Source organism: Lysobacter sp. Soil_C_59, assembly GCF_057656415.1.
Genome location: NZ_JBDGKK010000006.1, coordinates 84243 through 104769, shown reverse-complemented (window position 1 = coordinate 104769; position 20527 = coordinate 84243). Strand labels below are relative to the sequence as shown.

The 20527-nt window shown below is 66.7% G+C and carries 19 protein-coding genes; 4 read left to right on the top strand and 15 right to left on the bottom strand.

Translation table 11 applies throughout. The features are described from left to right. Positions 1 to 2 precede the first annotated feature (2 nt). The 5 genes from AC3A3Q_RS13000 to AC3A3Q_RS12980 form a co-directional block, all read right to left on the bottom strand. On the bottom strand, positions 3 to 1115 hold the full coding sequence (locus AC3A3Q_RS13000; protein ID WP_487586644.1) for an alpha/beta fold hydrolase: 1113 nt from the start codon (positions 1113 to 1115) through the stop codon (positions 3 to 5). A 91-nt stretch (positions 1116 to 1206) separates the two neighbouring features. Beyond that, positions 1207 to 2163 carry a TrmH family RNA methyltransferase gene (locus tag AC3A3Q_RS12995; RefSeq protein ID WP_487586643.1) on the bottom strand — a complete coding sequence of 319 codons (957 nt, stop codon included), beginning with the start codon at positions 2161 to 2163 and terminating at the stop codon, positions 1207 to 1209. Continuing rightward, complete coding sequence (locus AC3A3Q_RS12990) at positions 2153 to 2734, bottom strand: GNAT family N-acetyltransferase (protein ID WP_487586642.1); 582 nt, start codon at positions 2732 to 2734, stop codon at positions 2153 to 2155. The genes AC3A3Q_RS12995 and AC3A3Q_RS12990 overlap by 11 nt, the downstream gene beginning before the upstream one ends. A 291-nt stretch (positions 2735 to 3025) precedes the next feature. Continuing rightward, the gene (locus AC3A3Q_RS12985; RefSeq protein ID WP_487586641.1) at positions 3026 to 4366 is read right to left on the bottom strand and encodes an OmpA family protein; all 1341 of its coding nucleotides are present in this window, start codon (positions 4364 to 4366) and stop codon (positions 3026 to 3028) included. A 257-nt stretch (positions 4367 to 4623) separates the two neighbouring features. Then, positions 4624 to 5208 carry a hypothetical protein gene (locus AC3A3Q_RS12980; RefSeq protein ID WP_487586640.1) on the bottom strand — a complete coding sequence of 195 codons (585 nt, stop codon included), beginning with the start codon at positions 5206 to 5208 and terminating at the stop codon, positions 4624 to 4626. Between the two features lie 302 nt (positions 5209 to 5510). Here AC3A3Q_RS12980 and AC3A3Q_RS12975 point away from each other — a divergent pair, with 302 nt between their 5' ends. Then, positions 5511 to 5711 (top strand): DUF3079 domain-containing protein, encoded by a 201-nt coding sequence (locus AC3A3Q_RS12975; protein ID WP_487586639.1) that lies wholly within the window; start codon positions 5511 to 5513, stop codon positions 5709 to 5711. 80 nt (positions 5712 to 5791) lie between these two features. On the opposite strand, the gene AC3A3Q_RS12970 is transcribed toward AC3A3Q_RS12975, so the two are convergent. Further along, positions 5792 to 8917: an efflux RND transporter permease subunit gene (locus tag AC3A3Q_RS12970; RefSeq protein WP_487586638.1), complete on the bottom strand. Its 3126-nt coding sequence runs from the start codon at positions 8915 to 8917 to the stop codon at positions 5792 to 5794. 3 nt (positions 8918 to 8920) lie between these two features. Further along, a complete protein-coding gene (locus tag AC3A3Q_RS12965; RefSeq protein ID WP_487586637.1) occupies positions 8921 to 10021 on the bottom strand; it encodes an efflux RND transporter periplasmic adaptor subunit in 1101 nt (366 codons plus the stop codon). Positions 10022 to 10307: 286 nt separating this feature from the next. Between AC3A3Q_RS12965 and cysK the strand changes: the two genes are divergently transcribed. Together cysK and AC3A3Q_RS12955 are read left to right on the top strand one after the other, a co-directional pair. Continuing rightward, positions 10308 to 11261, top strand: a complete 954-nt coding sequence (gene cysK / locus AC3A3Q_RS12960) for a cysteine synthase A (RefSeq protein WP_487586636.1) — start codon at positions 10308 to 10310, stop codon at positions 11259 to 11261. Between the two features lie 154 nt (positions 11262 to 11415). Beyond that, positions 11416 to 11931 carry an O-acetyl-ADP-ribose deacetylase gene (locus AC3A3Q_RS12955; RefSeq protein WP_487586635.1) on the top strand — a complete coding sequence of 172 codons (516 nt, stop codon included), beginning with the start codon at positions 11416 to 11418 and terminating at the stop codon, positions 11929 to 11931. 73 nt (positions 11932 to 12004) lie between these two features. Here AC3A3Q_RS12955 and AC3A3Q_RS12950 read toward each other — a convergent pair whose 3' ends face one another. From AC3A3Q_RS12950 to napE, 6 genes are read right to left on the bottom strand one after another with little or no spacing between them, the layout of a single operon-like run. Then, positions 12005 to 12604 (bottom strand): NapC/NirT family cytochrome c, encoded by a 600-nt coding sequence (locus tag AC3A3Q_RS12950; RefSeq protein WP_487586634.1) that lies wholly within the window; start codon positions 12602 to 12604, stop codon positions 12005 to 12007. Next, positions 12604 to 13182, bottom strand: coding sequence for a nitrate reductase cytochrome c-type subunit (locus AC3A3Q_RS12945; RefSeq protein WP_487586633.1), 579 nt, complete (start codon positions 13180 to 13182; stop codon positions 12604 to 12606). Before AC3A3Q_RS12945 ends, AC3A3Q_RS12950 begins: the two co-directional genes overlap by 1 nt. Before the next feature lie 12 nt (positions 13183 to 13194). Next, positions 13195 to 15687 carry a periplasmic nitrate reductase subunit alpha gene (gene napA, locus AC3A3Q_RS12940; RefSeq protein ID WP_487586632.1) on the bottom strand — a complete coding sequence of 831 codons (2493 nt, stop codon included), beginning with the start codon at positions 15685 to 15687 and terminating at the stop codon, positions 13195 to 13197. Further along, positions 15684 to 15992 (bottom strand): chaperone NapD, encoded by a 309-nt coding sequence (locus AC3A3Q_RS12935; RefSeq protein WP_487586631.1) that lies wholly within the window; start codon positions 15990 to 15992, stop codon positions 15684 to 15686. Before AC3A3Q_RS12935 ends, napA begins: the two co-directional genes overlap by 4 nt. Next, positions 15989 to 16486 carry a ferredoxin-type protein NapF gene (napF, locus tag AC3A3Q_RS12930; RefSeq protein ID WP_487586630.1) on the bottom strand — a complete coding sequence of 166 codons (498 nt, stop codon included), beginning with the start codon at positions 16484 to 16486 and terminating at the stop codon, positions 15989 to 15991. Before napF ends, AC3A3Q_RS12935 begins: the two co-directional genes overlap by 4 nt. Position 16487: 1 nt before the next feature. Further along, on the bottom strand, positions 16488 to 16649 hold the full coding sequence (gene napE / locus AC3A3Q_RS12925; RefSeq protein WP_487583340.1) for a periplasmic nitrate reductase, NapE protein: 162 nt from the start codon (positions 16647 to 16649) through the stop codon (positions 16488 to 16490). 240 nt (positions 16650 to 16889) lie between these two features. On the opposite strand from napE, the gene AC3A3Q_RS12920 reads away from it, so the two are divergent. After that, positions 16890 to 18578 (top strand): M14 family zinc carboxypeptidase, encoded by a 1689-nt coding sequence (locus tag AC3A3Q_RS12920; RefSeq protein ID WP_487586629.1) that lies wholly within the window; start codon positions 16890 to 16892, stop codon positions 18576 to 18578. 68 nt (positions 18579 to 18646) lie between these two features. On the opposite strand, the gene AC3A3Q_RS12915 is transcribed toward AC3A3Q_RS12920, so the two are convergent. After that, positions 18647 to 19657 (bottom strand): class I fructose-bisphosphate aldolase, encoded by a 1011-nt coding sequence (locus AC3A3Q_RS12915; RefSeq protein WP_487586628.1) that lies wholly within the window; start codon positions 19655 to 19657, stop codon positions 18647 to 18649. Between the two features lie 150 nt (positions 19658 to 19807). Then, positions 19808 to 20515 (bottom strand): hypothetical protein, encoded by a 708-nt coding sequence (locus AC3A3Q_RS12910; protein ID WP_487586627.1) that lies wholly within the window; start codon positions 20513 to 20515, stop codon positions 19808 to 19810. Between the last annotated feature and the right edge of the window lie 12 nt (positions 20516 to 20527).

Genomic DNA, 20527 nt, shown 5'->3' with positions numbered 1-20527 from the left:
CGTCAGCGCGGCGGCGCCTCGCCGGTGGCCAGCGGCCGCACGTACTGCAGCAGGCTGGCCAGGGTCTTGCCCGGTTCTTCCCACGGCATCATGTGGGCGGAACGCTCGAACCAGACGCCCTGCTTGTACGGCGCCTTGAGCTGACGCAACCAGGCTTCGGTCGGTTGCGACGGCGTGGTGTAGTCGTGGCGCCCCATGAACATCACCACCGGGATCGGGAACGAACGCACGCCCTTGAAGTCGACCTCGAGGAATTCCGGCAGCAACCGGCCGAGGCTGAAGACGCTGCCCAGGTTGATCGCGCAGCGGTCCATGTCGTTGTAGTCGGGCGACAGGCGCGGACCGCGGTAGTAGTAGTTGGAGTCTTCGCGGAACGCGGTCAGGCCACCGTAGAACTGCGGCCACTTGCGCGCGAGGATGATGCGGTCGCGGGTGATCGGCGTGTTGCCCGGGTACGGCGCGATGGACGCCAGTTCACGCATCGCCTCTTCGTTCTTGTGCGCCTTCGCCTGCTCGACACCATAGTCGTAGCTGATGCGCTCGTTGTCGCGCGTGTTGATGACCTGGCCGATGCCGACGTAGGCGTAAAACAGGTCCGGGCGCTTGAGCGCGGCGCCCATGCCGACGATCGTGCCCCAGCTGTGCCCGACCAGGATCAGCTTGTCCTTGTGGTAACGCTTGCGCAGGTACTCGGCGACCTCGATCGCGTCGTCGACGTAGCGCGGGATGTGGATGCTGTCGCCGATCGACTCCGGCGGCGTGGTCTCGTTGTAGGTCTTGCCGGCACCGCGCTGATCCCAGTTGACGACCGTGAAGTACTCCTCCATCGGCCGCTGGAACTGCCAGGTGGTCGGCGTGATCGGCGCCGCCGGACCGCCGTGGACGAACAGGATCATCGGGTTGTCGCGGTCCTGGCCGCGCACGTTGAGCCACTGTTCGACGCCGCCGATGCGGGTCTTGTAGGACTCCTGCACACCGCTCGGCGCGACGATGTGCTGCATGTCGGCGATGATTTCCCGCGACGGTTCGTAGGACGAACGGTCGGGACATTCCTGCGCCTGCGCGAACAGGCATGCGGCCATCAGGGCCACCAGTGCAAACGATCGCTTGATCATGAACTCTCCTTGGAAAGGCCAGCGGAACGCCGCCGGCCTTGGGCCAAGGGATACGATCAGCGCCGCGAGGGTTGCAATGGTACGGCGCGTGTCAGCTGCGCGCGCGCCAACTCGCCAGCAGAACTGCCGCGGCGGCCCCGACATTGAGGCTCTCGACCGCGCCCGTTCCGGGAATCGACAGGCGCAGGTCACAGGCCGCGGCCAGCTCGCGATCCATGCCCTCGCCTTCCGCGCCGAGCACGTAGATCACTCGCTGCGGCAGCGGTGCCGAGAACAGGTCGCTGCCGCCCTGCACCACCGTGGCGGCCAGGGTGAAGCCGGTGCTGCGCAATTGCGCGATGGTGTTGTCGGTGCGGCCCAGGCGCACCATCGGCACGACCTCGGCGCCACCTTCGGCGACGCGCGCCGCGGCGCCCGACAGTGACAGGGTCGAATGCTTCGGCAACAGGATCGCGCCGACGCCGAAATGCGCGGCCGAGCGCAGGATCGCGCCGAAGTTGTGCGGGTTGCCGACGCCGTCGAGCCAGATCGCGCATTGCGGACCGGCCGGCAGGTCACGCAGCCAGTTCGACAGTCCCAGCGGTTCCTCGCGCAGGACGTCGGCGACGACGCCTTCGTGGTGGGTGCTGGCGGCGAGCTTGTGCAGGTCTTCCTCGTCGACGACGCGGTAGCCGACGCGGTTGGCAACGCACCATTTCAGGATCGGCTGCAGTGCCGGGATGCGCGCCTCGGCCAGGTACAGCTTGCGGATCGCCTGCGGTCGCTTGGCGAAGACGGCGCGCACGGCGTTAAGGCCGTACAGGCGCAGCTCGACGTTGCGACGCTCGCGTGCCGATGGACCCAGCTCGTGATCGCCTTCGTGCGAAGGTTCGGCGGGGCGCGGCGCGTAAGGAGCCCGTGGCGGTCGCGCCTCGCGTTCCGGAGGGGCGTCGCCGCGATCGCGCGGCGGGCGACCCCATGGTCCTGTGCTGGGCCCTCCAGTGCCGGGCTGGCCGGTGGGAGGTTGCCGCGGACCACGCGGCGGCTTGCCCGGCGGATCATGTCGCATCTGTCTGGTTCCTTCTCATTGGCGGGCTCACCTTCGCGAACACGCGCAGGTCATGCACCACGCCGAACTTCACTACGGCGCAACGTTGTGCGCCCTCTTCTTCGAATCCGTTCTTCTGCAGCACGCGCGCCGACGCGGGGTTGCTGTCGAGCACGGTCGCCTGCAGGCGATACAGCTCCAGTTCGCGCATCAGCCATGGTGCGTACAGTGCCACGGCGCGCGTCATGATCCCGCGACCCCACAGGGCCTGGCCGAGCCAGTAGCCCATCTGCGCGGAGTGCCGCCGGTCGGCCTGGCCGGGCACGGCGCCGATGCCGCCGCAGGCGTGGCCGTCGACTTCGATGGCGAAGACGGGGTCGTCCAGGTCGACCACGTCGCCGGCCAGGAAACGCTCGCCGTCCTCGCGCGTGTACGGGTGCGGGAAGCGATCGCTGAGACCGCGGACGATGGAGGGGTCGTCGGCATGCGCCAGCAGGCTTTCGAGGTCGTCGTGGCGCCATGGCCGCAGCACGAAGCTGTCACCGGCCAGGCGCACGTCGCGAAAATCGTGCCGGTGGGGAGGTGCGGACATGCCGCAAGGGTAACGGTTGCGGCGGTCGCGAACCATCACTTGTGCGCTGTTGCGTGTTCGGCGTCGTGGGTCGGTTGTGAGCCTTCGGAACGGCGTCGTCCGCCGGGCCGGGGATTGCTCCGCCCCTTAGTCAGACATCCTGTCTGATGCGGGGCGTGGGCCATCCATGGCCCACTGCGGATCAATCCCCGGCCCGTCGAACGACGCAGCGGCATTTCATTGCCCCGTCTTCGTCTTCAATCCGTCATTCCCGCGAAGGCGGGAACCCAGGGACGTTGCTCTTGGCAACCCTCAGTTCTTCAACGCCGAGAACTCAATGCGCCGGTTCTGCGCGCGACCTTCCTCGGTGGCGTTGTCGGCGATCGGCTTTTCCTGGCCGAATCCGCGCGCCTCGAGCGTGCCGGCGGCCACGCCCAATTCGACCAGCTTGGCCTGCACGGCCTGCGCACGTTGTAGGGAAACGGCCATGTTCATGTTGGCGTCGCCCGAGTTGTCGGTGTGACCACCGATCTCGATGCGCGTCCCCGCGGGTGCGGCCTTGATCGCATCGGCGGCCTTGACCAGCGTTTCCATGCTGTCGCCGGTGATCGCGCTCGAGCCGGTCTCGAAATAGATCGTCGACAGGTTCAGGGCCTTCACCAGGTCGTCGGAGGTGAAGCCTCCCTTGAGCATCGACAACGCCGCCATCGCCTTGTCCCACAGTCCGGAGATCTGCAGGCCGGCGAAATCGGCACGCAGCTTCTGCGACAACGCGAACCGCTGGTCTTCCGGCAGCGCCGAAGTGTCCAGCTGCAGCCTGTCACCTTCGAACCCGAGCTTGACGCCGCTGCGCTTGAGCTCCGGCAGCAGTGCGATCAGCTTGTCCATCCAGCGGGCCGGCGCCGTGGTCGTGTCCACCGTCATGTCGCCGCTGACGTTGTCGGCGCCGAAGGTGGCCCGCAGCGCGTCCATCAAGCGCAACTTCTCCGACTCGCTGGCCAACTGGCCGTTGACTGCGACCTTGCCGTCCAGGTTCTCGATCGCGAAGCGAGGTTTGACCTGTTCGACCGCGGCGGCAGGCGCCGGTGCACGCGTTTCCACTGCTGCGCTGGGCGACGGCTGCTGCGAGTAACCGAGGTACAGCAGCAGCGCGCCGAGAAACGCGCCCAGCAGGAGCAGCCAGAACAGCAGGCCACTGGACCGTTTGCGAGGCGCCGGCGCAGGGTTCAGCACGGTCCGGTCGACCACGCGGATCCCGCCAGCCACCGCCGCCGTGCCTGCCGCGACTCCGCCCCAGCCCCACTGCCCCAGGGTGCCGACGAAATCGCCGATGCCATCCACCAGGCCGCGCAGCGGTTCCGGTACGACCGAGCCTGTGGGCATATGGCCGTGGTGACCGAGCGCGCCAACCACCTCGGGCAGGACCTTCGCCGTCGCTTCCATCGTAGTGGTCTGCGTCAACGCCAGGCGCGAAGCCATGGAGCCGAGCAATGCCGGACCCAGTACGGATTCGAGCTGGTTGCTGCTGATGGGAATCTTGATGTTGTTGCCCAGCCAGGAAGTCACCAGGTGGCCCAGGTTGGCGTTGCGGAATGCCTGGACGAAACCGCCCGCACCGCCACGCTTCTCGTTGAAGATGAGCGCCACCAGCATGCCCACCAACTGCGACGCTTTCTTCCTGTCTCCGATCAGATCGGTTGCTTGTTCAATGATGTTCTCGAACATTGACGGGCCTGGATTGTTCACGGGACCTGGACCACTGTGTTGGATACGGCCATTGTTTTCTGCTCCGTTGAGGTGCGCTGCTGCGCTTTTTTGTTCGTCGCAGGTGCCGGAATGGCGACCTGCGAACATTGCGAAAACTATCGACCTCATACGGCCGAATCCATCCGAATTGCCTCAAGGCAACGCTACGACGCCTTCCTGATGGCCAGCTGTCCGGGAGCGTCCTTGGCAGGGATCACCAGCTGGTCGAAGCGTTTCGATTCCGCCGTCCCGTCAGGCAACGGATTGGCCTGGACGATCGCATAGGAATAGACCTTGCCGTCCATGTGGCCCAGTTCGATCTCGCCCGCGTGGTCGACATCACGCAACGACATCCAGCGCGCCTCGTCGTACACGCGGATCAGGGCCACGTGGTAATGCGACTGCGGCTTCTCGTGCACAGGGTGGAACCGTGCGCCATATGCGCGCTCGGGATTGCCATCGCCCGCCATGACCAGTTTCTCGATGCTGACGTCGCCTTCCTGCCAGAGGTGGGGGATCGTCAATGCCGTACCGAGTTCGTCGAAGACGAACAGCATTTCATCGGTCCTGGGGTTGTAGACCATCCTTCCACCCGGCGCATCGGAACTGCCCGGAGTGCTTGCCAACGGCACCGGCTCCGCCGTCGGGACTGCCGCTTGCGTCGATGCGCGCCCTTCGTCACCACACCCCGCCAACGCCCATACAGCCAGCAACACCGCCGCCGCCTTGCCAAACGATTGCTTGAGCATGACGTCGCGTCAGCCGACCGCGACACAGCGGAGCAACGCGGCGTTCAGGACCTGAGTTTGCTTCTTGCACATTGGAGTCAAATCCACCGATTGGTTTCCGGGTTGCGTCAGCGAACCGGTTGTGGATGTGAAGGTCCCAGAAGCAACGGCACACGTACATAGGACTGATCTGAGCGCCGGCGTGACATTCAGCCAGGCAACCGGTCGGTCGGTCGGGTTTCGCCAAGACCTGATCCAGGTCAAGGCACGTCGAGGTTGCGTCGACTAGATTGATCGCAAGCGTCAACTGAAGCATCGCGTACATGGCGAAGAACTTTCCATTGAATCCCAAGCATCCCGAGCGGATCTGCTGGGGCTGCGATCGCTATTGCGCGACTGATTCGCTGGCTTGCGGCAACGGCTCGGGGCGCACCATGCATCCGGTCGAGACGCAGGGCGAGCAGTGGTACCTGGACTGGGGTATCGAGCCGGCGCCTGGGAGTCCAAAGAACGCCAAGCTCTGATCGGCCCGGCCTGAATGCAGGGCCGATGAGCAAACGGCAACGTCAGACTGGATCCCGGCGTTCGCCGGGATGACGTTGTGTCAGGCGTGACCGCCCACCGACGGGGTTTCCGCTTCCAGCTTCTCCAGCTCCTGCGAAACTGCCTCGGGCGACTTCGTGTACTTGGCCAGCAACACATAGAACGCCGGCACCACGAACAACGACAGCAGGGTCGAGAACGACACGCCGAAGATCACCACGATGCCGATCGTCGCGCGGCTCGCCGAGCCCGGGCCGCCGGCAAGCACCAGCGGCACCGCACCGACCACCGTTGCAATGGACGTCATCAGGATCGGACGCAGGCGGACCGCCGACGCTTCGACGATCGCCTGGTGGATGCTGCGGCCTTCATCGCGCAACTGGTTGGCGAACTCGACGATCAGGATGCCGTTCTTCGCCGCCAGGCCCACCAGCATGACGATGCCGATCTGACTGAACAGATTGAGCGTGCCACCGGTCAATGCCAGGCCGATCAGCGCGCCAAGCACGCCCAGCGGCACCGTCAGCATGATCACGAACGGGTGGATGAAGCTTTCGAACTGCGCTGCCAGCACCAGGTACACGATCAGCAGCGCCAGGGTGAAGGTCAGCAGCACTGCGCCGCCGGCCTTGAGGTACTCGCGCGATTCGCCCTTCCAGTCGATCTGGGCATGGTCGGGCAGTTCTTCCTGCACCGTCTTCTCCAGCCACTGCATGGCTTCGCCCATGCGATAGCCCGGCGTCAGGCCAGCACTGATCGTGATCGCGCGCAGGCGGTTGAAGCGGTTGAGGCTGCCCGGCTCGGCCAGCTCGCGCAGCGTCACCAGGTTCGACAGCGGGATCAACGCACCGTCGCGCGCACGCACCTGGATCGCTTCCAGGTCGGCCGGCGAGGCGCGCAGTTCGCGGTCGGACTGGACGATGACGTCGTACTCCTCGCCGTTCTGCACGAAGGTGGTGACGCGGCGGCTGCCCATCATCGTTTCCAGGGCATGACCGATGTCGGTCACCGGCACGCCAAGATCGGCTGCGCGCTGGCGGTCGATCTCCACGCGCATCTGCGGACGCGTTTCCTTGTAGTCGGAGTCGGTCGAGAAGAAGCCCGGGTTCTGCTCCATCTTCGCCAGCAGCTTGTCGCGCCACTGCGCCAGCTCGGCGTACTCGGGGCCGCCGAGGACGATGTTGATCGGCTGGCCGCGACCGCGCACCAGGCCACCGCTGACCTGCGGCATCGCGCGCACGCCAGGCAGGCCGGCCAGTTCGCCCTGCAGCTGCTTGGCGACGTCGGCGGTGCTGATGTCGCGTTCCTTCCAGTCCTTCAGGAACACAGCGATGCGGCCGGTGTGCATCTCTTCACTGGCGCCGAAGCCGCCGGGCACGCGCGGGTTGTAGCGCTGGATCACGCCATCGTTGCCGGTGTGCGCGGCGACGATCTTCTCGACCTGCTGCACCTGCCCGACCGTGTAGTCGAAACCGGCGCCTTCCGGGCCGAGGATGCTGATCTGGAACGAGCCGCGGTCCTCGGGCGGTGCCAGTTCCGACGGCACCACCTTGAACAGCACCACGCTCACCGCGATCGCCGCGAGCATGATGCCGGCAAAGATCCACGGGCGGTCGACGCTGCCATCGAGGAAGCGGCGATAGCGCTTGCCGATGCCGTCCAAACGCGCATTGACCCAGCGGTTGATCGGGTTGGATTTCTCCTCGCTGTGCGCACGCACCAGCTTGGACGACATCATCGGGGTCAGCGTCAGCGCGACGAAGGCCGACAGCGCCACCGCGCCGGCCAGTGCCACCGACAGCTCGCGGAACAGGCGACCGGTGTTGCCCTCCATGAAGCCGACCGGCAGGAACACCGCGACCAGCACCGCGGTCGTGGCGATCACCGCGAAGGCAACCTGCTTGGTGCCGCGCTTGGCCGCGACCAGGCGCGGCTCGCCCAGGTCGATGCGGCGCTGGATGTTCTCCAGCACCACGATCGCGTCGTCGACCACCAGGCCGATGCACAGCACCAGCGCCAGCAGCGTCAGCAGGTTGATCGAGAAGCCGAACAGGTACAGCGGAATGAACGCGGCGATCAGGCACACCGGCACGGTCACGGCCGGGATGAGCGCGGCGCGGAAACTGCCCAGGAACAGCCAGATCACCAGCAGCACCAGCACGATCGCCTCGACCAGCGTGTGGTAGACGCGCTCGACCGCCGATTCGATGAACACCGTGGTGTCGAAGGCGACGAAGATCTTGGTGCCCTGCGGAAGCGTCTTCTGCACCTGCTCCGCCTCGGCGCGGACGGCGCGGGCGACATCGAGGCTGTTGGCGGTGGAGGTCTTGACGATGCCCAGGCCGATATTCGGCTCGCCGTTGCTGCGGTAGTAGGCGCGGCGCTCGGCCGAGGCCAGCTCGATCCTGGCCACGTCGCCCAGGCGCACGACGTAGCCGTCGGTGCCCTTGGCCAGCGGGATCTGGGCGAAGTCTTCGGGCTTCTGGTAGCTGCGCGCCACGCGCAGGGTGAAGTCGCGGGCGTTGGACTCGATGCGACCGGCGGGAAGCTCGACGTTCTCGGCTTCCAGCGCGTTCTCGACGTCGTTGACGGTGATGCCGCGCGCGGCCAGCGCGTCACGGTCGATCCACACGCGCATCGCGTAGCGCTGCTGGCCGCCGATGCGGACCTGGGCGACGCCGTCGACGGACGAGAGCCGATCGACCACGTAGCGCTCTGCGTAGTCGGACAGCTGCAGCGTGTCCAGCCTGGTCGAGCTCATGTTGAGCCAGAGGATCGGATCGGCGTCGGCCTCGACCTTCTCGATCTGCGGCGGGTCGGCTTCCTCGGGCATGCGGTTGCTGACGCGGCTGACCGCATCGCGCACGTCGTTGGCCGCCGCTTCGATCTCGCGCGACAGGGTGAACTCGATGCTGATCGATGCGCGGCCGTTGATGCTGCGCGACTCGATCGTCTCGATGCCCTCGATGCCGGCCAGCGCGTCCTCGAGGATCTGGGTGATGCGGGTTTCGACCACCGCCGCCGAGGCGCCGGGGTAGTTAACGTCCACTGACACGATCGGCGGATCGATGGCGGGCAGTTCGCGCAGGGTCAGGCGCGAGAACGCCATCACGCCGAGCACGATGAGCAGCAGGCTCATCACCGTGGCGAACACGGGGCGGCGGATCGACAGATCGGACAGGTTCATGGCTCAGCCCCGGTTGGCCGTCGCGGTGCTGCCATCGACATGGGCGCCTGCTTTCTGGTCGGCCTTCAGGTCAGTGATTCGGCTGCCCACGCGCAGCTTGCCGGTGCCGTCGACGACGATGCGGTCGCCGACCTTGAGTCCCTGCGTCACTTCGGCCTTGCCGTCGCGGCGGCTGCCGACCTTGACGTCGGCGCGCTCGACCGAGGAATCGGGCTTGACCCGGTAGACGAAGCTGTCGGTGCCGACCTGCACGATCGAGATTTCCGGCACCAGCAGCGCCTGCCGCTCCGGCCGCACCAGGGTCACCTGCAGCAGCATGCCCGGGCGCAGTTCGCGACCATCGTTGGCGAAGTCGCCGCGTACAGTGATCGCGCGGGTGGCTTCGTCGACGCGCGCATCGATCGTGCTGACCACGCCTTCGAAGCGGCGGCCCGGATAGGCCGTGCTGGTACCGCTGACCTGCTGGCCGACGGCGAGGCTGGCCAGCATCGCTTCCTGCACCGGGAAGTCGACATAGACGCGCGCGGTGTCGTCGAGCGTGGCGATCGGCGTGCCCGGCGTGACCAGCGCGCCCGGGCTGACCTGGCGAATGCCCAGTACGCCGCTGAATGGCGCGCGGATCACGCGGTCGCCGATGTCGGCGCGCATCTGCGCGACGCGGGCGCGGGCGACGTCGCGCGCGGCGCGCTGGGTGTCGAGCGTGGAGCGTGCGATCAACTGCTGCCCGGCCAGCTCGGTCTGGCGCTGGAACAGCTGCTCGGATTCATTTGCCGCTGCTTCGGCCTGGGCCAGGGCGGCCTGCTGCTGGCGGCCGGTCAGGGTGATCAGCGGCGCGCCGGCAATCACTACATCGCCGCTGTTGAAATGCACCTGCTCCACCGTCTCGCTGACCTTGGCGCTGACCGTGATCGACTCGCGTGCCTTGACGTTGCCCAGCGCCATCACGGTGTCGCTCCAGGGCTGCATCGTCACCTGCTGGGTGGTCACCGGGATCGGACGATCGCCGCCGCCGTCGCGCTGCTTGGCGTCATTGCTGCCGCACGCGGCCAGCGCGAAGGCGAAAACCAGCAGGCAGCTGGCTTGGAATCCCGGGGTAAGTCGCATGCGTCTCTCTGAACGTGGGGCAGCGGCGTGCCCAAACCATTGGATTCTAGCTGTCCGGGGTTAACGCCCGCGTAGGCCATTGGTTGACAGCTCACTGTGCACAGCCGGCGCCGCCCGGCCTGCGCCCGGCGAGACGGGGCTCTCAGGTCCCGCCCCGGGGCTCCCGGCGGGCCCGGACTGTGGCAATCTGCGGCGGCGATCACGCTGCCGGCGCCCTCCCGCGGCGCCTGGCCCTCGCCACGCGACGGCCCGCACGACTTCCCACCCCAGCCTGGAGTCGAAAGAAATGATCCACGACAGCATCCTCGACACGATTGGCCGCACACCCGTAGTGCGCCTGCACCGCCTCGCTCCCGACCACGTCACCGTCTACGCCAAGGTGGAAGCCTTCAATCCCGGTGGCTCCGTGAAGGACCGTCTGGCGCTGGCGATCATCCTGGACGCCGAAGCGCGCGGCCAGCTCAAACCGGGCGACACGGTGGTGGAGGCGACCTCGGGCAACACCGGCGTGGCGCTGGCCATGGTCTGCGCCGCGCGCGGCTACAAGTTCGTCGCGACCATGTCGGAAACATTCTCGATGGAGCGCCGCAAGCTGATGCGCGCCTTCGGCGCCAAGGTCATCCTGACCCCGGCCGCCGAACGCGGCAGCGGCATGGTGCGCCGCGCCGAGGAGCTGGCGAAGAAGCACGGTTGGTTCCTCGCGCGCCAGTTCGAGAACGAGGCCAACCCGGCCTACCACCGCCAGACCACCGCGGCCGAGATCCTGCGCGATTTCGCCGGACGCCGGCTCGATCATTTCGTCACCGGCTGGGGCACGGGCGGCACGCTCACCGGCGTGGGCGAGGTGCTCAAGGTCGCTCGCCCGGAAGTGCGCGTGACCACCTGCGAACCGGCCGGCGCTGCGCTGCTGTCGGGCAAGGAATGGCAGCCGCACAAGATCCAGGGCTGGACTCCCGACTTCGTTCCTGCGGTGCTCAACCGCGACGTCGCCGACGCGATCCTGCCGATCGACGACGTGCTCGCGCGTGATACCGCGCGGCGGCTGGCAAGTGAGGAAGGCATCTTCGTCGGCATCTCCGCCGGCGCCACCGCGGCGGCGGCGCTGGAAGTGGCGCGCAATGCCGACAAGGGCTCGGTGATCCTGGCGATGCTGCCCGACACCGGCGAGCGTTACCTGAGCACGTTCCTGTTCGAGGGTGTCAACGAGGGCTCGGACGACGAGTGGCTGGCGGGGTTGTAGCGACGCACGGGCCACACATCACCGGTCGCCCTGTCCCCGTCATTCCCGCGAAGGCGGGAACCCAGTGACTTGCCGGGCGTTCAAGTCGCTGGGTCCCCGCCTTCGCGGGGATGACGAGTTATTGGCGGGGACGACGGACGACCCGGAGATTGCAATGACCATGCACGTGTTCGAAGGCGACATCACGATCCTGGCGGTCGATGCGATCGTCAATGCCGCCAATGAATCGCTGCTAGGTGGCGGCGGCGTCGACGGTGCGATCCATCGCGGCGCCGGCCCCGGCCTGCTCGAGGAGTGCCGCAAGCTGCCGCAGGTGCGCCCCGGTGTTCGCTGCCCGACCGGCGAGGCGCGCATCACCGGCGGCCATCGCCTGCCCGCGCGCCATGTGATCCACACCGTTGGCCCGATCTGGCACGGCGGCGATGCCGGCGAGCCCGCGTTGCTCGCAGCGTGTTATCGCAACAGCCTGGAGCTGGCGTTGCAGCACGGTGTCGAGTCGATCACCTTCCCTGCCATCAGCTGCGGCGTCTACGGCTATCCTCCGGAACAGGCGGTGCCGTTGGCGGTGGCGACAGTGGATGCCTGGCAGGTCGCGCACAGGCAGCCGATCGCGGTGACCTTCGCCTGCTTCGGTGCCGAGATGGCACAACGCTACCGCTCCCTACTGTAGGAGCGAGCTTGCTCGCGAAGCTTGCAGCGGTTCAAACGCATGGGGCTTCGCGAGCAAGCTCGCTCCTGCGGTCTCAGCCCTGCGGCACGCCCGCCATGTCCGGCAGGCGATGCGCCACGCCCTTGTGGCAATCGATGCAGGTCTTCTCGCCCGTGCCCAGCCAGCGCTTGTGGATCTGCGATGCGCGCGACCCCTGGCGGGTCAGGTCCATCGAGTCGTAGTCGTGGCAGTTGCGGCACTCCAGCGAATCGTTGGCCTTCAACCGCGACCACTCGTGCATCGCCAGCTCCAGGCGGTGGTCGAGGAACTTCTCGCGCGTGTTGATGGTGCCAAAGAGCTTTCCCCACACTTCCTTCGATGCCTGCATCTTGCGCGCGATCTTGTCGGTCCACTGATGCGGAACATGGCAGTCCGGGCAGGTCGCGCGCACGCCGGAGCGGTTGCTGTAGTGGATCGTCGACTTGAGTTCCTGGAACACGTTGTCGTGCATCTCGTGGCAACCGGTGCAGAACTTTTCGGTGTTGGTCGCCTCCAGCGCGGTATTGAACCCGCCCCAGAACAGGATGCCGGCGATGAACCCCGCGGCCACCAGGAAACCCAGGCTGTAATGCACGCTGGGCGAGCGCAACGTGCGCAGGTACGGTTTGAGTTGCTCCCACCAGCGCCGGAACATCACGGAGTCCCCTTCGCTTCAGCCGCCGCCAGGACCTTGTCGATGTCCTCGAAGTTGTTGGCCACCAGCACCGGCGCGTCGGTCTGCACCACGTGGCACTGGTTGCAGAAGTACCGGCGCGAGGAAATCGATGCCAGGAACTGGTCGTCGCGATCCATGTAGTGGGTCACGCTGACCGGCGGCGCCTGGAACTTCTCGGCGTTGGCGCGTGCATGACAGAGCATGCAGCGGTTGCTGTTCTTGTCGACCTGGTAGCCGTCGATGGCATGCGGGATGGTCGGTGGTTGCATCGGGTAGGCGCGCTCGCGCTTGCGGTCGACGTTCTCCACCCTCGCCATCGGCAGCGGCGCCGCTTCCTGGGCGACCGGTACGCCACGGCGCAGCGCATCGAGCTGGCGCGCACCGGTGCGACCGATCGCGGACTCCGCGGGCACCGCCGGCGCGGTCGCCGCGACGCGCGCCTCCGACGCGCGCTCGTGCTTGCCGACCATCCGCCCGAACAGCCAGCCGGCGAAGAAGATCAGCGCCATCAACCCGACGGTCATGCCGGCGGCAATCCACAAAGGCTTGTTGCGCATGGCGATGCCCTCCTAGGCGCCCAGTACCTTGACCGCGCACTTCTTGAAGTCGGTCTGCTTGGAGATCGGATCGGTGGCATCGAGCGTGACCTTGTTGATCAGCTGCCCGGCATCGAACCACGGCACGAACACCACGCCCGGCGGCATGCGGTTGCGGCCGCGCGTCTCCACCCGGGTGCGCATCTCGCCGCGGCGAGAAATCACGCGCACGTCGTCACCGCGCTTCAAACCGCGCGCCCTGGCATCGTCTGGATTCATGAAGATCACCGCGGTCGGGAAGCTGCGGTACAGCTCCGGCACGCGCATCGTCATCGAGCCGGAATGCCAGTGCTCGAGCACGCGCCCGGTCACCAGCCACATGTCGTATTCCTTGTCCGGCGATTCGGCGGGCGGCTCGTAGGGCAGCGCCCAGATCACCGCGCGGTTGTCCTTGTTTCCATAGAACTGGTAGCCGGTGCCGGCCTTGACGTAGGGATCGGCGCCTTCGCGGTAGCGCCAGCGCGTCTCCTTGCCATTGACCACCGGCCAGCGCAGGCCGCGCGTGCGGTGGTAGTCGTCGAACGGAGCCAGGTCATGGCCATGGCCACGCCCAAAGGCCGCGTACTCCTCGAACAATCCCTTCTGCACGTAGTAGCCAAAGTGCGTGGACTCGTCGTTGGCGTAGCCCTTCTCGATGTCCTCCAGCGGGTACTTGTCGACGTTGCCATTGCGGTACAGCACGTCGTACAGGGTCTTGCCCTTGAAGGCCGGGTTGGCGGCGAGGATTTCCGCAGGCCAGCATTCGTCGGTGGTGAAGCGCTTGGAGAACTCCATCAACTGCCACAGGTCCGAGCGTGCCTGGGCCGGCGCATTGACCAGCTGGTGCCAGAACTGGGTGCGGCGCTCGGCGTTGCCGTAGGCGCCTTCCTTCTCCACCCACATCGCCGCCGGCAACACCAGGTCGGCGGCCTGCGCGGTCACGGTGGGATAGGCATCGGAGACGACGATGAAGTTGTCCGGATTGCGGTAGCCCGGCCAGCCCTCTTCGCGCAGGTTGGCCGCGGCCTGCATGTTGTTGTTGACCTGCACCCAGTAGGCGTTGAGCTTGCCGTCCTTGAGCGCGCGGTTCTGTTCGACGGCGTGGTAGCCGGGCTTTTCCTTGATGATGCCGTGCGGGATCTTCCAGATCTCTTCGGCGTGCTTGCGGTGTTCGGGATTGGTCACCACCATGTCGGCCGGCAGGCGATGGCTGAAAGTGCCGACTTCGCGCGCGGTGCCGCAGGCCGACGGCTGCCCCGTCAGCGAGAACGGGCTGTTGCCGGGCGTGGCGATCTTGCCGGTCAGCAGGTGCAGGTTGTAGACCATGTTGTTGGCCCAAACGCCACGCGTGTGCTGGTTGAAGCCCATCGTCCAGAACGAGGTGACCTTGATCTTCGGGTCGGCGTAGAGCTCGGCCAGTTTCTGCAGCCAGCCCGCTTCCACGCCGGTCATCTCGACCGTCTTCTCGAGCGTGTACGGCGCCACGAACGCGGCGAACTGGTCGAAGTCGATGACCTTGCCGCCGTTGGCATCCTTGGCGTTCTTCGCCTTGACCTCCAGCGGGTGCTCGGGGCGCAGGCCATAGCCGATGTCGTCGTTGCCCTGCTTGAAGCTTGTGTGCTTGTCGACGAAGTCCTTGTTGACCTTGCCGCTCTTGATGATGTGGTTGGCGATGTAGTTGAGGATGACCAGGTCGGTCTGCGGCTTGAACACGATCGGGATGTCGGCCAGCTCGAAGCTGCGATGCTCGAACGTGGACAGCACGGCGACCTTGACGTTGGGGTTGGTCAGGCGGCGGTCTGTCACCCGCGTCCACAGGATCGGGTGCATCTCGGCCATGTTCGAGCCCCACAGCACGAACGCGTCGGCGTGCTCGAAGTCGTCGTAGCAGCCCATCGGCTCATCCATGCCGAAGGTGCGCATGAAGCCCATCACCGCCGATGCCATGCAATGGCGCGCGTTGGGATCGATGTGGTTGCTGCGGAAGCCGGCCTTCATCAGCTTGTTGGCGGCGTAGCCTTCGAAGATCGTCCACTGGCCCGAACCGAACATGCCAATTCCATCACCGCCCTTGTTCTTGAGCACGCGCTTGAACTGCGCCGCCATGACGTCGAAGGCCTCGTCCCACTCGACCTCGACGAAATCGCCTTCCTTCGCATAGACACCGTTGGTCTTGCGCAGCAGCGGCTTGGTCAGGCGGTCGCTGCCGTACATGATCTTCGACAGGAAGTAGCCCTTGATGCAGTTGATGCCGCGGTTGACCTCGGCATGGACATCGCCGTGCGTGGCGACCACCCGGCCGCTCTTGACGGCGACATTGACGCCGCAGCCGGTGCCGCAGAACCGGCACGGCGCCTTGTCCCACTTCAACGCGGTCAGGTCGCCTTCGGTGACGATGTTGGCGGCGCCGCCCGGCAGTGACATGCCGGCGGCGGCCGCGGCGGTGGTGACCGCGGTATTGCGGATGAACTCGCGACGGGTGGTCATGGCGCGACTCCGGTGACGGTAAGTGTGGGCATGGGCGCGTCGAGCGCATCGCCCGGTTCGGCGTGGTGGTAGACCAGCAGCACGTTGAGGACGCCCGGGACGGCGCGCAGGGCTTCGATGCGATCGAGCAGTCCGTACTGGTCGGCGCATTCGCACAACACGATGCTGCGCGTGCCTTCGCTGCGCGCCAGTTCCATGTCGTCGCTGGCGGCGATCCAGGTCGCGAGTGCAGCGGCCGCCTCGCCCCGGTGCTGGACGACGAAGCTGGCGATGTGGACTTCGTTGGCGCTGGTGTCGCTGCTCATGCCTGCTCCTGCTGCATCAGTGTCAGTGCGTCGACCGGGCACACGCTCACGCAGGCACCACAGCCATTGCAGCGCGCGGGGTCGATGACGGGCGTCGGTACGGACGTCGAAAGGGGGAACGCGATCGCCCGCTCCGGGCAGGCATCGCGACAGCTCGAACAGACCACGCCATGGCGCGGCAGGCAGGCATCGCCGGCACTGGCGAGCGTGCGCCAGGGAACGTCGACAGCGGCGCGATCGAGCGCGCGCGGCTCGCACGCGTCGGCGCAATCGCCGCAGAAAGTGCACTCACCCAGGCGCGGGTCGAACACCGCGTAGCCGGCGGCACCGCGCACGAGCACCTGCTCGGGGCAGCGTTCGACGCAGGCGCCGCAGCCGGTGCAGGCGTCGACGAAGTCGGCTTCGGCCAGCGCCCACGGCGGGCGCAGCGGCGCGCGAGCCTGGCTCCGGCCCAGCAGCAGCGCGCGACGCGAGCGGTCCGGCACGGCGGACATGTCAGTGGCCCGTCGGCGGGCCGGCGAACATCTGCCAGATCCAGACCAGGAAACCGTAGCCGGCGACGATCATCACCGTCAGCAGCGGGAACACGACCGCGGTCAACAGCAGGAAGGCGATGCGTTCGCGCCGCTTGATGACCGCGTGGTCTGGCTGGCCCATGGCTGGCTCCATCACGAAGATCCATTCCGTTCACAGCGAGGATGACGCCCCGCTCCGTCGGCTTCCTTGATCCAACTCAGATCCGGTCAGGAAAGGACGGATTAACGCCGCCGTCATAGGTAACCCACCGCGTGTTAAGGCCTCGTGTTAACGCTCCGTAAAATGACCGCGTGCGTGGGCTTCAGCCGCATTTGCACCGGACCGGCGCACGATCCGGACGTCCGCCATCGGAGCTGGTTGATGCGCCCGGGACTTGCTGCACTGTTGTTATGGTCGGCCGCCGCGAGTGGCGCGGGCGCGGTCGGCGGCGATGACCCGCTGCTGTTCGTCAGCGTCCAGTACGAGAACCGCGCCCAGCTGCAGTACCTGGCAGCCCGCTTCCAGCACGTGAGCGTCGACGAGCGCGCCCGTACCGCCGCGTTCGAGGCGACCTACGACGAGTACCTTGCGCTGCGCAGGGCCGGTGTCGATGCGCGCGTCGACGAAGTCGCAACCGCACGCATGCGCAAAGTGGATGAAGCCCTGCTGCAATCCCGCCAGGTACGCACCGAGGCGATCCCCGGGTTCGCCTGCTACCGCACCGTCGAGGAAACCTACGACACGATGCAGCAGATGGCGCGAGACCGGCCGGATCTTGCGCGGGTCGTGGACATCGGCCCGAGCTGGCTGCGCAGTCGCGATCCGGCGGCGGGTTACCCGATGAAGGTGCTGGTGCTCGGCAACAGCGCCACCGACGCCAGCATCGCCAACAAGCCGAGCATGGTGCTGCTGGGCTCCATCCATGCCCGCGAGTACACGCCGGCGGAGGTGCTGACCCGCTTCGCGCAATGGCTGGTCGACGGATATGGCAACAACGCCGAGGCGACCTGGCTGCTGGACACCTATCGCTTCCATTTCGCCTTGCAAGGCAATCCGGACGGGCGCAAGCGTGCCGAGGCCGGCGCCTCGTGGCGGAAGAACGTCAACACCAGCAACGGTTCGTGCACGGCCAGCAATTACGGCATCGACCTCAACCGCAATTTCCCGTTCCGCTGGAACGGTGCCGCCGGTGGCTCCAGCGGCAATCCGTGCGCGGGCACCTACCGCGGTCCGCAGCAGGGTTCGGAGCCGGAAACGCAGAATCTGCTTCGTTACATCGCCGGTGTCGCCGATGCGAACGGCACCTGGCGCGGCGGTGTCTTCCCGGATCGCCGCGGCGATGCCGCCACGGCCGCGGCACCGCAGGACTATCGCGGTCTGTTCGTCGACCTGCACAGCTACTCGCGCCTGGTGCTGTGGCCGTGGGCGTACTCCTCCACGGCGACGGCTAACGCGACGGCGCTGCGCACGCTCGGCCGTCGCATCGCCTGGCACAACGGCTATGCGCCGAAGCAGTGGGTCGGGCTGTATGTCGCCGACGGAACCAACACCGACACGATGTACGGCCTGCTCGGCGTGCCCAGTTACACGATCGAGATGGGCGTGGCCTTCTTCGAGAGCTGCGCGACATTCGAGTCCACCACGCTGCCGAAGAACCTGGCGGCATTGCGCTATACCGCACGCAACCTGACCGCGCCCTACGTCTATCCGTCCGGGCCCGACACGCTGACCGTGACGGTTTCACCAGCGAGCGTCAGCGCTGGCCAGGCGGTGACCGTGACCGCCACCATCGACGACGGCCGCAGCAACCAGAGCAACGGAGCCGAACCGGTGCACGCGATTCGAGCTGCTTCGGCCTACCTCAACCAGCGTCCGTGGACCGCCGGCGCGACGAGGATCGCGATGCAGCCCGCCGACGGCGCCTGGGACACCAGTCGCGAGAGTGTCCGCGCGGTGGTGAACACGCAGGGCCTGGCGCCGGGCCGCCATGTCGTCTTCGTCCGCGGCAGCGACGCCAGCGGCAGCGTCGGGACGCCGGATGCGGCGTACTTCACGGTCATCGCCGACTAGTCACGTCGGTCCGCCAACAAAAAAGCCGGCACGAGGCCGGCCTTTCTGCTGGTTCCAAGAAGCGACGCTTATGCAGCCTGCTTCCACTGGCCAAGCGCGGCCAGGCCGTTGTCACGAGCGCGCTCGTACACGGTCTGCTGGGCCTTGGCGAAGTTGTTGATCAGGTCCTGCGACCACAGCTTCAGGGCTGCCTGCTGCATGGCGCGACCGTAGGAGAACGACAGCGGCCACGGGTTCGGGCCCATCTGGTTCATGGCGTTGAGGTGCGCGGTGGCGTCCTCGTCGGCCTGGCCACCGGACAGGAACACGATGCCCGGCAGGGTCGCCGGCACGGTCGACTTCAGGCACTGCAGGGTCGCCGCGGCCACGTCCTCGACACTGGCCTTCTCGCCGCTGGTGGTGCCCGGCAGGATCATGGAAGCCTTCAGGATGGTGCCTTCCAGCATCACGTTGTGCTCGTACAGCGAAGCGAACAGCGAACGCAGCGTGACCTCGGTGACCTCGTAGCAGGTCTCGATGTCGTGCGAACCGTCCATGATCACTTCCGGCTCGACCATCGGCACCAGACCCTGCTCCTGGCACAGCGCCGCATAGCGGGCCAGCGCGTGGGCGTTGGAGTCGATGCAGGTGCCCGACGGGATGTCGTCACCGATGTTGATCACCGCGCGCCACTTGGCGAAACGCGCGCCGAGCTTGTAGTACTCCTCCAGGCGCGCACGCAGACCGTCCAGGCCCTCGGTGACGACTTCGCCCGGGAAGCCGGCCAGCGCGTGGGTGCCCTTGTCGACCTTGATGCCCGGGATCATGCCGTTGTCGGACATGTACTTGGCGAACGGAATGCCGCTCTTGGTCGACTGGCGGATGGTCTCGTCGAACAGGATCGCGCCGGAGATGTAGTCGTTCAGCTTGGGCGTGGCCAGCAGCAGCTCGCGGTAAGCGCGGCGATTCTCTTCGGTGTTCTCGATGCCGACGCCTGCGAAGCGCTTGGCAATGGTGCTGGTGGACTCATCGATGGCGATGATGCCCTTGCCCGGGGCCACCATGGCCTGGGCGGTTTCGGCAAGCTGTTCGATGCTCATGAGACGTCCTGCGGGAGCGGTGGGAAGCCCGGCATTATAGCGGCAGCGCAGCATTCCCGCCCGGGGTCGGCCACGGTGAATCAATGACTTGCGCGACCGGCACCCCGGATTTCAATACCAGTTTCAGGCCCCGTTGCAGGCCGCGCCGGGTCACTGCCCGGCGATGGCCTGGCGCAAGGTGTAGTTGGCCGCGTCCCGCGTCTTCAGCAGCTGGCCGTACTCGTCCACGCCGGGCAGGAAATCAGCGGCCGGATCGATGCCGCGCTTGAGTGCCGCGATCTGCGTGTAGCAGTCGGTCAGCGCACCGGAATGCGGGCATCCGAGCAGATGGTAGAACTCGTGGACGGTCGCCTTGTCCGGCGGCGTGAACACCTGGTTGAGCGACACCTGCGTCGCCACGACGAAGCCGCGCGTGTGGGTGGGATCATCGACGCTGCCCAGCACCTCGGGCATCAGCAGGCCCCACAGGAAGTCGCCGGCGTTGCGGTCGACGAAGGCGACCAGACGATCGCACGGCGCTTCCAGTTCGTGCGCGATGACGTCATCGAACAGGCTGCGATGGGCGAAACCCGAACGCGTCCACGGCCGCACCCAGGGCACCACGACGTCGATGCCATACGGCTCGAATTCCGTGTTGACGGCGGCGATGAGCTTCTCGACGCGATCCTCGCTGACGTCGGCCGTGCGCAGCACGCACACGCGCATCTGCACCGGCGGTCCGTAATCGATGGCGAATCGCTCGTGGGTGTGCGTGCCCACGGTCGTGCACGCGCACAACGCGATGCTGGCGGCTATGGTCGAGGCGCCACGCAGCAGGCGCGACGTGCGGCTGGGACCATCGAGTCTGACGGTTGCCACGGCAATTCCCCT

Excerpts from the sequence above, each read along its gene's own strand:
- AC3A3Q_RS13000 (WP_487586644.1), bottom strand. The coding sequence starts at position 1,115 with ATGATCAAGCGATCGTTTGCACTGGTGGCCCTGATGGCCGCATGCCTG.
- AC3A3Q_RS12995 (WP_487586643.1), bottom strand. The coding sequence starts at position 2,163 with ATGCGACATGATCCGCCGGGCAAGCCGCCGCGTGGTCCGCGGCAACCT.
- AC3A3Q_RS12990 (WP_487586642.1), bottom strand. The coding sequence starts at position 2,734 with ATGTCCGCACCTCCCCACCGGCACGATTTTCGCGACGTGCGCCTGGCC.
- AC3A3Q_RS12985 (WP_487586641.1), bottom strand. The coding sequence starts at position 4,366 with ATGCTGGTGGCGCTCATCTTCAACGAGAAGCGTGGCGGTGCGGGCGGT.
- AC3A3Q_RS12980 (WP_487586640.1), bottom strand. The coding sequence starts at position 5,208 with ATGCTCAAGCAATCGTTTGGCAAGGCGGCGGCGGTGTTGCTGGCTGTA.
- AC3A3Q_RS12975 (WP_487586639.1), top strand. The coding sequence starts at position 5,511 with ATGGCGAAGAACTTTCCATTGAATCCCAAGCATCCCGAGCGGATCTGC.
- AC3A3Q_RS12970 (WP_487586638.1), bottom strand. The coding sequence starts at position 8,917 with ATGAACCTGTCCGATCTGTCGATCCGCCGCCCCGTGTTCGCCACGGTG.
- AC3A3Q_RS12965 (WP_487586637.1), bottom strand. The coding sequence starts at position 10,021 with ATGCGACTTACCCCGGGATTCCAAGCCAGCTGCCTGCTGGTTTTCGCC.
- cysK (WP_487586636.1), top strand. The coding sequence starts at position 10,308 with ATGATCCACGACAGCATCCTCGACACGATTGGCCGCACACCCGTAGTG.
- AC3A3Q_RS12955 (WP_487586635.1), top strand. The coding sequence starts at position 11,416 with ATGACCATGCACGTGTTCGAAGGCGACATCACGATCCTGGCGGTCGAT.
- AC3A3Q_RS12950 (WP_487586634.1), bottom strand. The coding sequence starts at position 12,604 with ATGTTCCGGCGCTGGTGGGAGCAACTCAAACCGTACCTGCGCACGTTG.
- AC3A3Q_RS12945 (WP_487586633.1), bottom strand. The coding sequence starts at position 13,182 with ATGCGCAACAAGCCTTTGTGGATTGCCGCCGGCATGACCGTCGGGTTG.
- napA (WP_487586632.1), bottom strand. The coding sequence starts at position 15,687 with ATGACCACCCGTCGCGAGTTCATCCGCAATACCGCGGTCACCACCGCC.
- AC3A3Q_RS12935 (WP_487586631.1), bottom strand. The coding sequence starts at position 15,992 with ATGAGCAGCGACACCAGCGCCAACGAAGTCCACATCGCCAGCTTCGTC.
- napF (WP_487586630.1), bottom strand. The coding sequence starts at position 16,486 with ATGTCCGCCGTGCCGGACCGCTCGCGTCGCGCGCTGCTGCTGGGCCGG.
- napE (WP_487583340.1), bottom strand. The coding sequence starts at position 16,649 with ATGGGCCAGCCAGACCACGCGGTCATCAAGCGGCGCGAACGCATCGCC.
- AC3A3Q_RS12920 (WP_487586629.1), top strand. The coding sequence starts at position 16,890 with ATGCGCCCGGGACTTGCTGCACTGTTGTTATGGTCGGCCGCCGCGAGT.
- AC3A3Q_RS12915 (WP_487586628.1), bottom strand. The coding sequence starts at position 19,657 with ATGAGCATCGAACAGCTTGCCGAAACCGCCCAGGCCATGGTGGCCCCG.